This is a genomic window from Candidatus Accumulibacter propinquus, from assembly GCF_056856495.1.
In genome coordinates, this window is the sequence record NZ_JBSEHC010000003.1 from 312,470 (window position 1) to 327,565 (window position 15,096).

The 15,096-nt window shown below is 52.8% G+C and carries 14 protein-coding genes and 3 pseudogenes; 1 reads left to right on the plus strand and 16 read right to left on the minus strand.

All coding sequences use genetic code 11. The features are described from left to right. Positions 1–6 precede the first annotated feature (6 nt). Positions 7–1,941 carry a polysaccharide biosynthesis protein gene (locus tag AC15MQ_RS07565; RefSeq protein WP_483079787.1) on the minus strand — a complete coding sequence of 645 codons (1,935 nt, stop codon included), beginning with the start codon at positions 1,939–1,941 and terminating at the stop codon, positions 7–9. Then, positions 1,938–2,150, minus strand: a complete 213-nt coding sequence (locus AC15MQ_RS07570; RefSeq protein ID WP_483079788.1) for a PIN domain-containing protein — start codon at positions 2,148–2,150, stop codon at positions 1,938–1,940. Before AC15MQ_RS07570 ends, AC15MQ_RS07565 begins: the two co-directional genes overlap by 4 nt. A 12-nt stretch (positions 2,151–2,162) precedes the next feature. On the opposite strand from AC15MQ_RS07570, the pseudogene AC15MQ_RS07575 reads away from it, so the two are divergent. Then, positions 2,163–2,450 (plus strand): annotated as a pseudogene (locus AC15MQ_RS07575) (IS5/IS1182 family transposase); the annotation flags it as partial. Positions 2,451–2,975: 525 nt separating this feature from the next. Here AC15MQ_RS07575 and AC15MQ_RS07580 read toward each other — a convergent pair. The 14 genes and pseudogenes from AC15MQ_RS07580 to AC15MQ_RS07645 all read right to left on the minus strand — a co-directional run. Continuing rightward, positions 2,976–3,275: pseudogene (locus AC15MQ_RS07580) on the minus strand (PIN domain-containing protein); the annotation flags it as partial. Positions 3,276–3,285: 10 nt separating this feature from the next. Continuing rightward, positions 3,286–3,472: pseudogene (locus AC15MQ_RS07585) on the minus strand (AbrB/MazE/SpoVT family DNA-binding domain-containing protein). Positions 3,473–3,580: 108 nt separating this feature from the next. Then, positions 3,581–4,576: a UDP-glucose 4-epimerase family protein gene (locus tag AC15MQ_RS07590; protein ID WP_483079789.1), complete on the minus strand. Its 996-nt coding sequence runs from the start codon at positions 4,574–4,576 to the stop codon at positions 3,581–3,583. Next, a complete protein-coding gene (locus AC15MQ_RS07595; RefSeq protein ID WP_483079790.1) occupies positions 4,573–5,343 on the minus strand; it encodes a glycosyltransferase family 2 protein in 771 nt (256 codons plus the stop codon). Before AC15MQ_RS07595 ends, AC15MQ_RS07590 begins: the two co-directional genes overlap by 4 nt. Next, positions 5,340–6,506, minus strand: a complete 1,167-nt coding sequence (locus AC15MQ_RS07600; RefSeq protein ID WP_483079791.1) for a glycosyltransferase family 4 protein — start codon at positions 6,504–6,506, stop codon at positions 5,340–5,342. The genes AC15MQ_RS07595 and AC15MQ_RS07600 overlap by 4 nt, the downstream gene beginning before the upstream one ends. After that, positions 6,503–7,492: an NAD-dependent epimerase/dehydratase family protein gene (locus AC15MQ_RS07605; RefSeq protein WP_483079792.1), complete on the minus strand. Its 990-nt coding sequence runs from the start codon at positions 7,490–7,492 to the stop codon at positions 6,503–6,505. The genes AC15MQ_RS07600 and AC15MQ_RS07605 overlap by 4 nt, the downstream gene beginning before the upstream one ends. Beyond that, on the minus strand, positions 7,443–8,288 hold the full coding sequence (locus AC15MQ_RS07610; protein ID WP_483079793.1) for a class I SAM-dependent methyltransferase: 846 nt from the start codon (positions 8,286–8,288) through the stop codon (positions 7,443–7,445). Before AC15MQ_RS07610 ends, AC15MQ_RS07605 begins: the two co-directional genes overlap by 50 nt. Before the next feature lie 10 nt (positions 8,289–8,298). Then, positions 8,299–8,859 (minus strand): acyltransferase, encoded by a 561-nt coding sequence (locus tag AC15MQ_RS07615; protein ID WP_483079794.1) that lies wholly within the window; start codon positions 8,857–8,859, stop codon positions 8,299–8,301. Beyond that, positions 8,856–9,950 (minus strand): glycosyltransferase family protein, encoded by a 1,095-nt coding sequence (locus tag AC15MQ_RS07620; RefSeq protein WP_483079795.1) that lies wholly within the window; start codon positions 9,948–9,950, stop codon positions 8,856–8,858. The genes AC15MQ_RS07615 and AC15MQ_RS07620 overlap by 4 nt, the downstream gene beginning before the upstream one ends. Beyond that, a complete protein-coding gene (locus AC15MQ_RS07625) occupies positions 9,947–11,155 on the minus strand; it encodes an O-antigen ligase family protein (protein WP_483079796.1) in 1,209 nt (402 codons plus the stop codon). The genes AC15MQ_RS07620 and AC15MQ_RS07625 overlap by 4 nt, the downstream gene beginning before the upstream one ends. A 13-nt stretch (positions 11,156–11,168) precedes the next feature. After that, positions 11,169–12,296, minus strand: coding sequence for an N-acetyl sugar amidotransferase (locus AC15MQ_RS07630; RefSeq protein ID WP_483079797.1), 1,128 nt, complete (start codon positions 12,294–12,296; stop codon positions 11,169–11,171). Beyond that, positions 12,293–13,072 (minus strand): HisA/HisF-related TIM barrel protein, encoded by a 780-nt coding sequence (locus tag AC15MQ_RS07635; protein WP_483079798.1) that lies wholly within the window; start codon positions 13,070–13,072, stop codon positions 12,293–12,295. The genes AC15MQ_RS07630 and AC15MQ_RS07635 overlap by 4 nt, the downstream gene beginning before the upstream one ends. Continuing rightward, positions 13,072–13,686, minus strand: coding sequence for an imidazole glycerol phosphate synthase subunit HisH (hisH, locus tag AC15MQ_RS07640; RefSeq protein WP_483079799.1), 615 nt, complete (start codon positions 13,684–13,686; stop codon positions 13,072–13,074). The genes AC15MQ_RS07635 and hisH overlap by 1 nt, the downstream gene beginning before the upstream one ends. After that, entirely contained in the window at positions 13,683–15,089 is a 1,407-nt protein-coding gene (locus AC15MQ_RS07645) for an oligosaccharide flippase family protein (protein WP_483079800.1), read from the minus strand. The genes hisH and AC15MQ_RS07645 overlap by 4 nt, the downstream gene beginning before the upstream one ends. Positions 15,090–15,096: the final 7 nt, after the last annotated feature.

Consider the following 15,096-nt stretch of genomic DNA (forward strand, 5'->3'; position numbering starts at 1 on the left):
AGAAATTCAAAGAACCAAAACATCACCCTTGACCGGCTGGATCAGCTTGCGCCAAATCAACTCGCCATCGCCATGTCGGGACGGCGCATATTCCTGCACTAGAGAACCCAGCAAGCCCAGCACTTTCTCAAAATCGAAGGTTTGGCAGGCCTCATCCAATCTCGTCAACTGTTCCATCAGGACAGTCCAAGGCACTTCATGCTCGAAGGCACGCATGATCAATGGATGAGACGTTCCTTCCAAATTCCCGCCAATCAGCAGTTCTTCGTAGAGCTTTTCACCCGGCCGCAAGCCAACGACTTCAATTGCAATATCGCCGTCCGGGTGTGCTTCGTCAAGCAACTCCAAACCACTCAGATGCACCATACGCCGCGCGAGATCAGCGATCTTAACTGGCTTGCCCATGTCCAGAACATAGACTTCGCCACCCTCCCCCATTGAGCCGGCCTGAATCACTAGTTGGGCTGCCTCGGGGATGGTCATGAAAAAACGCGTGATGTCGGGGTGGGTTAGGGTGATCGGCCCGCCCGCCGCGATCTGCTTGCGGAACAACGGCACCACCGAGCCTGATGATCCGAGCACATTGCCGAAGCGCACCATGCAGAAGCGCGTCGTTTTGCCCTGCGCGCTCTTGCGCGCCAATGCCTGCAGGATCAGTTCGGAAAGCCGCTTGCTGGCGCCCATCACATTGGTCGGGCGCACAGCCTTGTCGGTGGAAATCAGAACAAAGGTTTCCACCCCTGCCGCCAGTGCTGCTTCCGCCATGCGCCGCGTGCCAACCGCGTTGTTGCGCAGCCCTTCGATCGGATTGTGCTCGACCAGCGGAACATGCTTGTAGGCCGCCGCGTGATACACCGTCTGCACCCCGAAACCGCGCATCAGCATTTCATTGCGTCGCTCGTGGATCACAGAACCCAATAATGGCACCAATTCTACGCCCAATTGGCCACGCGCACAGAGCGCGGCCAGTTCTTGCTCGATCGAATACAACGCAAACTCTGACATTTCCATCAATACCAGCCGCGATGGCTGGAGTCGTACGATCTGGCGGCAGAGCTCAGAACCGATAGAACCGCCTGCCCCGGAAACCAGCACCACCTTTCCGGTGATGCAGCTCCCGAGCAAGGCGGCGTCCGGCGCGACGGATTCACGGCCGAGCAAGTCTTCGATCTCAACTTCCCGTATGGCGTCGACTGCAAAATTCCCGCTCACCACATCCGCCATGCCCGGTACCAACTTGACCTTGCAATGCAGGCCCTCCAGGCGATCTATGATCTCCGCCCTGCGCGATCGACTGGCCGAAGGAATAGCCAGCAATATCTCGTCGATTTCTTTCGCCACCAGCACTGCTGTCAGTTCATTAGGTGGATGCACCCGTAGACCGGCTAATTCAGTCTTCTGCAGGGCAGGGTTGTCATCAAAAAAGACCACAGGCAGATACTCCCGGCCGGCACGCAAGGCATAAGCCAATTGCGTACCGGCCTGACCGGCGCCGTAAATTGCAATCCGCTTACGAACATCCTGGCCACGCTCGGCTCGCAGGAAATAGCTGCGCACGATGAAACGTGTCGCACCAACATAAACAATTGCCAGCAGCAAGTAAATCGCCAGGACACCGCGTGACAGTCCCGGCGCATGGGTCAGGGCAACACTCGCCGCCAGCAGCAGCACCGACATGGTGACCCCACCGGCAACCACGAAGACCACCCGATCTTCCATGAAACGGACGACCGCCCGGTACAAGCCAAGACGGATGAAGATCGGAATCGCCAGCAACGGAGCCACCAGCATCTGCCAACCGTATGGCGCCAGTTCCGGGTTCCAGGTTTCAAAGCGTATGGCCAGCGCCGACCAGAAGGCGAACAGCAGCAAGACAAAATCGGTGATTAACGAAATCGTTTGTTTGTGCCTTCTTGGCAAGGAAATAAAGCGACGGATCATACTTGACTGGCCCATCCATAAACCGCCAAACCATGCTCAAAGTGAAACTCCAGAGTATTATTGGTAATAATCGAGCTGTCTTCGGCTATGGCGTGCATCGCAATCAGAATATTCATCCCGCCAATCGGTATACCTGAACGCTCGAAGGCAGAACGAATCGTCGCGCAATGCGCGCCACCGGAGTCGACTGGTTGTGCAAGGCTGACCATGGACCGATGTGTCAGCACGGAGTGGACAAGCATCACTTGTGGCGTAAGGTCCATCTGGCGATAGACGAAACGACGAAGGACATCATCGTCATTGTCTTGCCCGGATTGCTCGACCAAGTCGAAGGCGATATCGCCCATGTCTCGGCCGATGGCGCATACAACAGCCACAGCTTTCATGCAGCGATTACCGAGCGGGAGACGAGTGCCACCATTTCGCCCCGCTACGGAGCTGTCACGTGAGGAGACAACCATCCCCACTACACCATCCTCCAGGAAATCGAGGCCAAGGTAATCGACGGCATATCTTAATTGAGACGATGCCAATTTGGCCGCACCAAAGCGCAACTATGACGTTATGATGGCCGATAACCATTGCTGACTTGGGTCCAGCATCGAAAACCCTCGATAATGCCTATCGGGTGACGGCGCAGGGTATAGCTACAGATATTTGTGCCCAGCTTCCGACGCATGGCAATTGTGCAAACCCTGTCGCGAACTTGGGCCGGGGCATCTTGCCGGCCAACCAGGAAGTCTTCTGGCAAAGGCTCGCTGATCACAATAAAACCTGTGGCCACCACTGCATTTTGTTGCCAACCGTGGTGTGGGGATGTATTCACAGATCGCTGCCAATCTGCTCTATGCACCCCCCCTGATAATCCGGTTCCCTTTGCCAACACGGTCGGACCAGTAAAGCACCGGCCCTGACGATGTCAGTCGCATCAGCCGTGCGACGAGCAAGGCCGGCAGCGCAAAATCCAGTACGCCGAACAGCCCAAAGGCCAAATAAAACAATCGCTTCATGCCTAACCCGTTGCCTATTTTACACAATAGACGCGCGGATTGACCTAGTGCTTCGAGAAGAACAACCGCCCTTTTGTCGAACGAAACGTAAGCAATGGAGCCATCAGCAAAATCACCGCCTGCTTGGGAAACTGGCAGCACGGCCACATCGGAGGTCTGAAAGTCGTAGCGCCTGCGCAGCACCCACACAGTTTCACACAGGCATGGCATTGCTACCGAGATCAATTCCGCATAGGTCAATACTTTGGCGACTGCTTCAGCTAGCACGGGGTTAGTACGCACGACAGCCTGAACAAGGCCGTTGGTAGCATCGGCAATTCTCATCTTTCCCTGCCTAAGCCATCACGATCGCGTCATTGAGTTCTTCAATAGAGGCGACCTTCTCTGTCCGGCCAGCATGCAAAGCAGCGAAGCCAACAATCGTACCCGCTGTCCGCGGCCACCTTGAGCAGGATCCGACCATCCTGCAGCAAATCTAGCTCGACCTAATCCCCGAGCCTGATGCCGAGATGTTGCAGCACGTCTTTTCTGAACGTGACTTACCCCATTGCGGTAACGGTCAGACTGGTCATAAACATCCTATAGAAGCCTCTTGATGAAGCGAATTGTAATGCAAATCCCCATTACCCTCAAAGCCTGTAGCGAAATTTTATGTTGTCACGTAGACCTTCGGTCGTCAGCCAATGCTCGGCAGTCCGCCGCAAGCCTTCATCGACGCTGACCGGCGGCATCCATCCAAGCAATTCCCTGGTCTTGCCGATATCCACCTGCAACGACCCGCACAAACGCTCAGCAATCCCCTTGCACCCAATCAATTTGGCACCCAGCGTGATCAATCCCGCCGGTACAGGTATCAGCCGGACTGGCCTACCAAGTGCAGCAGCCATGCGCCGCAACAATTCCGCCGTCGACAGGTCCTCACCATCGGAAACAAGGAATGTCTGATTAGCAGCCGCTGGATGGTCGATGCAGGTGACGATCAGTTCCACCAGATTATCAATAAAGACGAGGCTGCGCCGGTTCTCGTTCACGCCCCCCAGAGGGAGCGGTACGCCTCGTTGCAACCAGCGCATCATCGCCAGAAAATTGGCCTTGACCCCCGGTCCATAGACCAGCGGCGGGCGAACAATGACCACATCTATCCCAGTTTCATTAGCCAACTCATGCAACCTCGCTTCAGCCTCGCACTTTGAAGCGCCATAGGGATCGACCGGCGCAGGTAGCTGTTCGGCAGTAAACGGTTGGCCCGGACGCGAATGCTCTCCATTGACCTTGATTGAGCTCACGAACACGAAACGCCGAACCCCAGCTTCCGCCGCTTGGCGACCCAGACGCAACGTCCCATCGACGTTGTCCCGACGGAATTCGGTCAGCGGGTTGGCCGTCTTTTCGTTCATCACATGCACGCGGGCAGCGCAGTGCACGACTACGCTGACGCCAACCAATGCATCTGTCCAATCAAAATCGGCTGACAGACTCCCTGGAACTACTTCTGTCACATCAAGAGAACAGCCTTCACCTAGCTTTCTGATCGCTCCGCGAACCTCATAACGTCGACTCAGCGCTTCGCAAAGCGCCTTCCCAACAAAGCCGTTAGCGCCTGTAACCAGTACACTGGGACTCATGTTGAAGACTGACTTGGCTTGGTGACGAACTGTTTTCCTCGAGAAATGATTTTCTTGGCAAAGAAGCCCAATGTATTGGAGGCCAAACCATGCTTTTTCACTGCCCTCAGAATCTCGCCGTTCTGCTTGGCAATGTTCTTAAAGCTCTTATTGGTCGTTCCACCCATGCGCATCTTCACCAGTACCTCAGGCAAGTATCTAGCGCGTACGCAGTGAACCTCCAGAAAACGCATCATCAGTTCAACATCTGCTGCGATGCGATAGCCAAGATCGAAACGACCAAAACGCTCGTAAATCTTCCGTCGTACAAAAAAGGTCGGATGAGGCGGACACCAGCCGCTCGCAAACAACCCCGGCCGAAACTCTGACGACCGCCAGTATCGAACAACGGATTGGGTATTAAACACCTTCACGTAGCACAGATCTCCGTAGCACGCATCGACACCGGGATGCCGAAACATTTCCGCAACTTTGGCTAACACCCCTTCCGATGCATAGAAATCATCGGCATTGATGAAGCCAATCACATCACCAGTTGCCAGACCGATGCCCTTGTTCATCGCATCATAGATTCCACGATCAGGTTCGGAGACGAACGTGGCAACCCGGCCCCCTTCCGCTGAAACGATTTCTGCAGTGCGATCGGTCGACCCGCCATCAACTACAATGTGTTCAATTTCAGGATAACTCTGCTCGCGGACAGACTGCAGGGTATCGGCAATGGTCGCTTCAGAATTGAAACATACGGTAATGACAGAGATTTTCATTTGCTCTCGACAACCTGAGTAACCAACTTACAAAACTCTTGGGCAAACAACCTGGTTCTCTCTGATGCCTGCTCGGCAGCCGATTCGGCGATGATCGTACGGTCAGACTCTGAAAGTGGCACAAAATCGGCCATCAATTCCGCCAGGGCGTCAGGCTTCGTGGGATCAAAAAACAGGGCGTCGTGACACTGCTCTCGATGCACCCGCAAATCAGAGAGCAGCATCCGCGTACCCAACGACTTGGCCTCCTCAACCGTCGTACTCCACCCTTCAAAAAATGACGGATTGATCATGGCCGAACAGGAACGCATCAAGGCCGGAATGTGTTCAAGGGGAATCAATCCCAGCAGACGGAAGTTCTCCTGCACACCTAAGGCATGAATCAGGGCCGACAAGCCTGGAAAATGTTGGGGATTTCGCGGATCCGCCTGCTTCCCTGAAACAGCGACAACCAACTCACGCCCCTGCACCTTGAGAACCTGCAGGGCTCGTACTACGCACTCATGATTCTTGTGGGTCCAAAACTGGTTTGGCAAGAAAAAAAAGTGTTCCGGCAACCCGTAGTCGTCTGCGACAGAACGCGCCCAAGCGGAATCACGGTTGTCCGCAGGAGGAATGGCAAATCGAATTACATACGTACGACCACGCGTGGCTGGATAAAAGCGCTCACAATCGTTTCGTGCATCTTCACTGCTCAGCATCACATGCCGCCCGCTCAGAACCTGCGCCCGGAATCCGATCTCGCGCTTCCAGTACGCCCCGAAACTGAACAGATGGCGCATGTATCGATGCTGAAAATCCGGTATCCATGCCACACCCGGTAAGGGAAACCGCCACCCGTAAAACTGTGCCGGCTCGAAGACTATGTCGATACGATGGGTGGCAAAGGCATTCGCCGCCGCGAGATCGCACCCGGTCAGGAGCGCCTGTTGCAATCTCGCGGAGCGATGCTGCTCGTCAAACACCGAATCGCGAACAACGACAACTCCAGGCATCTCCCGAAATGGCATGGCATCTGCATCAGAAACGTCGCGGCCAAAAAACATTACAGGGATAACGCCAGACGCAGCATATTTTGAGAGGGCCCGGACCAGATTGAGCAGGTAGTTGTAGCCGCCTGTCCAATTGCGCCCGCCAATCAACGTGAATGCGACGCGAATCAATCGGCACCCCGCATCCTACCTCGGAACCAATCGACATAATCCGGCAAGCCGGTTTCAACCGGGATCTGCCAATCGAAACCCAGTGCACTCAGCCGAGCAGGCTCGGCCAACAGGCTGAAGGGATCCCCCGGGCGTGATCGCCCGGAAAAGACCAGCTCAGAGCCAGCGCCCCAGGCATCAACAATTTGCTGGGCGATTTCACACACGCTCGTCGGGTGCCCGGTTCCCACGTTAAACGTTGGCACTTCAGCCGATGCGACGTCCTTGATGACATCTAGCGCCCGCACCACGTCACGCACATCAGTCCAATCGCGTAACTCGTCACCGCTGCCACCGAGTTCAACAACGGAAATTCCTGTCGCCAGCTTGCTGCACAAATCCCAAAGCAACTGCTTTTGCAAATGGCTGCCATAAACCGAAAACAATCGGCCGACCACAACCCTGGTTCCGTAACTGGCCGCATAGCTCTGACAGAGTTGCTCCATCACAAGCTTGTGGTAACCGTAAGGAGAGAATGGAACATGTGCCTGCTCCTCACGTATCAACCCCTGCTGCCCCGAACCATAAACCGCCGCGCTGGAGATCGCGACCAATCGTGCCGTCGGCGCCTCCAGCCTGAGCCAGTCAAGCAATTCTGCGGTGGTTGCGACCGTACGAAAGAAATCCTCATGGGGATTGGCAATCGCTGCCCCCACCGATGCCCCCCCCGCAAGGTGAAAAACGAAATCCGGCTGGCCTGAAACATCGGACAGGCTACGAAGATTGCTGCCGTGGATATCCCCATTGAGCCAGGAAGTAACACCCCACTGTTGGGCGTCATGCTCCGGCCACGCACCGTGCCCCACACCAACGACACGGTGGCCGCGCTCATGGAGGTGTCTGCTCAAATGACGGCCAATAAACCCTCTGGCGCCGGTAACCCAAATAGTCGCCATGTTATGGGCGCTTGCAAACGAACGAATAGAGGCGGCCGGGCCGATGATCAATACGAGTCAGCACCGGCAGCGCAAATTTCCAAAGTGCTGGCATGCGAAGCAAGGCACAAACCAGTGAATACAACAATGGAACTCCGCGCGTCATACGCTGAGCAAGTTCCTGTTCTAGCGTTGCCTTTGTGTAAGGAGCAAAGTTGATTGGGCTTTCGAAGGGAGTCAACACTCGTTCAAGCAGAAAACCTGCATATTCTATTGCACCGACGTATTGGTCAAGAACAAAGGCGTTCTCACCGCCATAGAGCTTGTGCAGGGGGTGTAAATCAAGGAAGGCCGGCAAATCTTCCGGCCGGGAAATCACATGCTCCCGGACAGCAATCAGCACTCCGCCTGGCTTGAGAACGCGGAAAAGCTCTTCGCAGGCCGACGGTAAATCCCGCGTGTGGTGCAAAACGGCCCTTGCAAATACAACTTCGAATGTCGCATCAGCAAACGGTAACTTTTCCGAGAACTCCTGGCAGACAGTGATGGGCAGGGCACACTCTCTGGCAAGCGAACGTACCGCACCCGCACCCACCAAGTTACTGCCATCCGGCTCAAGCGCAGTAACGACAAACCCCTCTTTCGCCAAAGCATAGCTGGCAATACCGCGCCCCGCACCAACATCCAGCGCATTGCCACGTGCCGGCAAGAATTCCTGAATGCCTCGCCATTCCTCACTCGAAAAATAGCGCTGTGCCGCAGAGGCAAGTGGGTCATCGTAATATGCACCTTCGACGAGATCACGCTTGTCAGGCTGGTCACGAAGCCATTGAACAGCTTCCTCCCAAGTACCAAAACTATTCTTCATAGAATGAAGCCTAATTTTCAATATGGCGCACAACTCGCGCTGGATTGCCTGCCACAACCGAATTGGGTGCGACGTCTCGGGTAACAACTGATCCCGCACCAATCACCGCCCCTTCCCCAACGTTAATGCCCTTCAAAATTGTGGCGCCAAATCCAATCCAAACTCGATCGCCAATATTGACGGGCTCAATTGTTATTCTGCTCCAGTCTTTTTTCCCATCCAACCAATCTGGAACATCATTTTTTCGACCAATCCATTCAAGAGTATGTGAATCGTGATCAACAATTGTAACGCCCCACGAAATAATAACGTCATTACCAATATTTATTCCAGAGTGACAGACAAGGTGGCTCACTCCCACGTAACAACGATCACCAATTACCACGCACCCGTCAGGGCTGTCAAAATCAACTCGACAATTGATAATTGAACCAGAACCGACCTCCAGTCGTCCATTTCTGGCGTTTAACTTCCACCAACGGATTATTGATTTTTCTCCAACTTTAATTCTTAACGTGCGCCTGTAAATTATACCAAAAACACGATTTAGTAGCGAAAATAGCCAATTCATGACAATAAACTCACAATGCTTTCAAACTGAGCGTACTGTTTTTCTTTATTGAAAGCACGACTAACAAGCTCGTGGCCTTTTGTTGCAACAGTAGTCATCAAATCACTGTCAACAAATAATTGTTCAAGAATCTTAGCGACACTATTCAGATCCTCATACAACATCATCGTTTCACCATTTAACATTCCCTCAGGGTAATTCCCTGCGTCAGAAAACATCAATGCACCACAACCCATTGCCTCGAAACAGCGCATGTTGCCTCTATCGGAACCCGCCATGTCGACCGCTCCATTCAAGACGATCTTGGCCCTGGAAATCATCGCGTAAAGCGCTCTGCCAAAAACTGGCTCTAGGCTAACTGCGCGAATACCATCCGGCCTTCGATGCTTTCCCAGCGGCACACAACGACCAATTGGCGTTTCTGCCAATCGTGTGAGACGCGAGCGATCGAGGCAAAAAACGATATTGTAGCGATCCCTGAGTGTGGCCACTTTTTCGAGAATGGCCGCGCGCTGCTGGTGATGCCGTGAGTAGCCCCCGACGAACAAAACATCGATCGGCCGATCCATATTGGCTGCGTAAGAGTCCATCTCGGGATCATGTGCAGGCAAAAAATACTCGGCGCGCCACCCCCGGGAACGATAACTCTCAAGAATACTGGGGAAATTGCAAACAACAGCGTCGTAGGCACCGAAATCAGCTCCTGGCGAGGGTGCTGCACGCCAGGCAATCGATTTTTTGACGCAACTGGGAAGCTTGCGTATGAAATCGCTCCCGTAGCGCATCGGATCAAGATTGTAGAACACTTCCGTCCGGTGCTGCTCAATCTGGGCAAGCAGAATGGTCACTAGCGGAACGCTGGAGGGCAAACCGTGCTCGGTAGCCCAAAACCGCTGTAGCGTCTCGTCGTCGCCGTTCGTAAAGAAAGACTCGGGGTCGCCATCCAGCACAGGCTTCAAAAAATGGCAGGCGCCGTAGCGATCAGCCAGAAAGGCAGATCTTCGGTCGGTAAATCTGTTAAGACCCTCCGAAAGCTTATCGAGTCGTCGCCTATAGCCAGGGTAGATACCTGAATTCTGGAACAGCCTCACTCCGCCACTCCTTTGACTCCTTGCCAAGCACTACAATTGCCTGCGGTGGTGGAAGGTTGGATTCTTTCCGAATCAATCCGACCGTTAAGTAAAATTATCATCACCGCCCAAAGCGCCGAATTTCCATATATTGCCCCCGAAAACTGCGCTCCAACAAGATACTGAAAAAAAAGCATTGACATAAGAACTTTACCTTGCCGCATCTGAACGACTGCCGATCTAGTTGCACCAAACAATGCGGGAAGAAAAACCAGCATTCCAACCAGGCCGAGCGCCAGTAGAATCTCAATAAACAAGTTGTGGGGGTAACTCAAAGTAATCGGTTCGATAAACGACGCGCCGAACCAAGGGTGCTGAACAAACTGATCTATCGACCCAGCCATCATTTCAAGTCGCCCAAGGGATGATTCATCTTCTCCAACAGCTCCCATGCGCTCGAATAACATCTCCCCGAACCAGAAAACCCCTACCGTCCCTGTGACAATGGATGCCAAGAGAATCTTGGCCTTTTTTCTTACAATCGCAAACACCATCACGGCAACAACCAGACTAATCACTGGCCCTCTGGCCTCAGACACAAAAAGCAACGCGAGCGCACAGCCACCGATCAGAAGCATGAAGGATCGCCGATAGAGGGACGTGGAGAAATCAAAACAAACCAGTGCTGCAATCAAGGAAGTGACAGCCAAATGTCCAATAGTTATTGCATTTAAACCCAGGAAAAGAATCTGCCCGTGATTTTCGGTCAAGTTGCTCTCACCTCCTAAACCTTGTTGGTATGAAACAAGAACGAGCACACAAGTCAAAACCCCCATCAGAGCTATCCGCAAAGCGACGAAAGACTCGGGTATTTCAACGCGCCACAGCAGCAACGCCAGGCAAGGCAGAAAAACTGTAACAACAAAAAATGTAAGGGCTTGGTTGGCTTCACCAATGTTAGCGATGCCAAGATCGAAAAACAAACGAAGCAAATAAAAAAAACAGAACATCCCGAAAGAAATCAAAGTCGATGACAGTCGATGGAATCCGCCTTTGCAGAATATGTAACCTGCCAATAGAACCACTATCAATCGCAATGGAATAGAAGCCGAAAGACTTTCTACATTTATCAAAATTCCGACAATTGCAAAAAACGGATATCCAAGAACAATCAAAACAAAAAGCCAAGCCAATGCTCTGTCTTTTCTAGGCAACTCATTTCCCATCAAGCGCACCAATTCAGCCAATGCGTACCAAAAATCGCCGGGCCAGTTGCCTAACTTTCAGCAAAGCCTTGGCAAGCCCCTGTTGATTCGGGTAAGCAGAATGCGGAATCAAGGGGGAAGAGATAATATGTTCTAATTCGCTTTGTGAAATACCAAGCTTCTTGGCGATAAATTTGACATCTTGCCTGACTTGATTTTCTGTCGTGTTCAGCTGTGAAAGTTCAACCAAAGCCTCTGCCCTTGACATCTGCCCCGAAACAATCAGGCTAGACAAATGCAGTTTTCTCTTGTCGAAATTGGCTTTTCTTGGCAGATAAATATCTTGATAGAATTTTGTGAAACGCGATTCGGAATGTTTTGAACCATAATCCCGCCAATCGTAATATCTCGTCAATTCAATACCGGCCCGCTCCTTGTCGTAATCAATATAATTCAAGGGTTTGTGAACTGACAACTGCTTGCGTACGCGAGTTATCCAAAGAAACTCAACGAACCGCATCGTCGGATACGAATTCAACTCGGAACACCCGAAACGCTTATGGATTGACCTTAGTTGCACATCGTCACTGTATGGAAACCCAAAGCCTGGGGGAACCACGCATTCCGTAGAAAAATTGACTCCACTGAGAAAATCTCTCATGCCAAATTTCGTTGCCGTGCGATACAAAGTCGAGAAAAAGGCATGATCCTGCGGAATATCTTGATTCAAAACTGAAGCACGCATAAATGAAAGTTGCAAGTCTTTCATTTCCTCCCACTCAACAACGTGAGTAAACAGGTCGATATCCAACTTGCGGACCATGGACTCGATGTTTCGCACAGCGGGTTCTGAATTCCACCCCCCGTCGACATGCACTGCCAACACCCGCAATCCCCACATTTTGACGGCGAGGTGCGCCAGGTAAGCACTGTCAATCCCACCACTTAAGCCAATCATAGCGTCATAGGGTTTACCGACCCCGCTGATGCGCAACTGATCAATCATACTCTTCAGCCGCGACTGCCCCTCATCGTTGGGCCACCATTCGAAAGACTTTCTCGCTTCGGCATCACGGCAACAATTGCATCGTCCATTCGCATCGAACTCAATTCCTGGATTACTTGAGTCCATAACACAGAACGTACAGACTTTATCCGTCATATCGCTTCGCCGCCCGAAACAATCCCCACCTCGAGTGCTTCCAATTCCGCAGTACTCGGATAGGTAACCAGAACCGCTCGCAGTCGCCCCAAAAAAACGAAGGCACTCCCTGAAGCAACGGCGCTTGCTCCGGCAGCCAACCCTGTCCTCAGATGGGACAAATCTCCGGCACCGCCGAGAGCAACCAACGGGATATCTATCGAGCTAGAGACGCGTTGAATCAAATCGGTATCAAATCCCGTTCGCGCACCGTCCAGTTCGGCATTTTGCAGAATGATCTCACCCACCCCCGAAGCCTCCAACGCCTTGGCGTGCGCGACCACATCATCAGCAGTCTTTCGCGAAGCTCGATCAGCGAAAACCGAATAACACCCTCCGCTTCGTCGGCAATCCATACAAGCCGCAACAGCCTGGGCGCCAAAGTTCTTTGTCAAAGTAGCGATAAGTTTTATATCAGTTGATTGCCGGCCAATGACCACTTTCTCAATACCGACCGAAAACAAATCTTGAGCATCTTCAGGTAGCGCAATCCCTCCGCCATAACCAAGCGGCATGAAGCACTCAGAGGCCAATTCTCTCAAGAAGCCGCGATCCGGCTTGCGGCCTTGCATAGACGCTTCGATATCGAGAACGATAATCTCGTCGACCTCTTTTTCATTAAAGAGCCGTATAACATTGAACGGGTCACCAACGTATGTTGGGTCATCAAAATTGCGGGTCTTGACGAGACGTTTACGAGAATCAAGAAGCAAAACAGGTATCACCCGAGGCCGCATCAAGCCACCTCCCTGGCAAACCTGCGAAAGAGATCCATGCCAAATTTATGGCTTTTTTCCGGATGAAACTGAACTCCAAAAATATTCCCCTGCTGTACCCCACAGGTAAACCGGCCACCGTAGTCACATTCGGCCGCTATGGTTTCAGAATTGTCACAGCACATGTGGTAACTATGGACGAAATAGAAACGTGACTGCATCCCGGCCGAAAAAAGTCTGGCATTTGTCCGTGGCAGAACGTCGGACCAACCGATATGTGGAACTTTGATAGATGTTCCTACGGTCAGCGAAAGTTTAACGGTATCGGCTGCCAACCATCCAAGACCGGGCTCCTTGCCCTCCTGGCTGCTCCGCCCCAACAATTGCATTCCCAAGCAAACGCCAAGAATCGGAATACTCTTCCCGAATACTGCATCCTCGAGCACCGGAATCATTCCGGAGGCACGCAGTCGATTCATGGCAGGATCAAACGCGCCAACCCCCGGCAGAATCAGGTGGGAAGCATTGCGTATTTCACTCGGACCCGGCGCGATGCAGACATCGAAGCCAAGATAGTCGAGCATGTTTGCAATGGAACCAGAATTGCCAACCCCATAGTCGATGACGACGATCAAGAAAATCCACTCCTCAATTGTAGCAAGACGGCGATGGAGAAGCATGTGATGATACCGCCCACAATCGCCAGTGACTGCTGGAAATCAAACGCCAAATTTATCGCCCAACAAGCACCGGCAGTCAATGCGAGGACAACCGATGCCATGCCAAGAGTCATGAACATTCTCTTTGTAGAGTATCGAAGCGCGCTAAACGCAAAATACAGAAAAGCAAGGTAGCTCATTATCAGCCCAATTCCCTGTGCATGCGCTGCTAACTCGACATCAGCACCCATCAGGAGAACTATCGCTAACCCGCCTGTGCCCAGGAAAGCGGCCACCGCCTCCAGTTTCAGATTGAGATCCTGGCGTCCTGCAACATCGAGCAAACGGTCCATCCAGTTGGTGAGGGCAAAAAGAAATGCCGGCAAAGCGACTGCAGGCACAAAGACGGCCGCATCCTTCCAGGTTGGGCCGAGAACCAGCGGCACCAGTTCTCGATGCCAGAAAATCACGACCACGACCCACGGCGCGCCAAAGATCGCAAGCCATAGAAGCAATCCCTGTATTGTCGATTCGATATGCTGAGCACCCGTCACCGCCGCCCGCTGGAATATCACCGGCCGCACAGCACTGCTGGTGAGCCCGACCGGAACATTGGCCAGTCGCCATATCTGACTAAACAATCCGACCTGAGCTGGAGTTGCATACATGCCCAGAACAAAAAGCGGAGCCCTCTCCCTGATCAGCGAGAGGATCGAGAATGGAAGCGAGAACTTGGGAAAGCGGCTATGGGAGCGAAGGACATCCAAAGAAGACCTCGACCAATCTAGAGCGCGCCATTCGGGCGTCTTCGGGCTCTTTTGCAGAGCAAAAAGCAATATTGCGAGCGCAGCGAACTGTCCAACGACACTGCCGCCAACGAGCCATGCAGCACCGCCGATAGCATACGCGCCAAGCTGAACGGCATTGGTGACGACTACGTTGCCTATCTGTGCGAGAGAGATCTCCAGAAAAGCCTCATCCCGCATCAGCCAGGACTGTAGCAACTGAGCTGCAGCAAGCATCAGTACCCATGCACCAAGAAGGAGAAGCACCCCTCCCGAAATGGCGTCAGAATCACCAAAGAAGAAGTGCTGCCCAGCGGCAATGACCAGAATCGTTATCAAGGACACACAAACCGCCAGCATTCCTGTCACAAAGAAAAGGCGCTGAGCTTTGTTTTGATCAGGCTCAACCACAATCGCCAAATCGTAGCGGAACGTCGACAGCCCGCCAACCACAAGAGCCAGCGCCTGTACCAAAGCCCATACGCCAAATGCAGCCGGTTCATAAAGCCTTGCCAAGATCGGTATGCAGGCCAAATTGACGATCTGTGCAAATACGGTACCGGCACCGGCGCTGAGAAATTTTCTCCCAAGCAATTGGGTT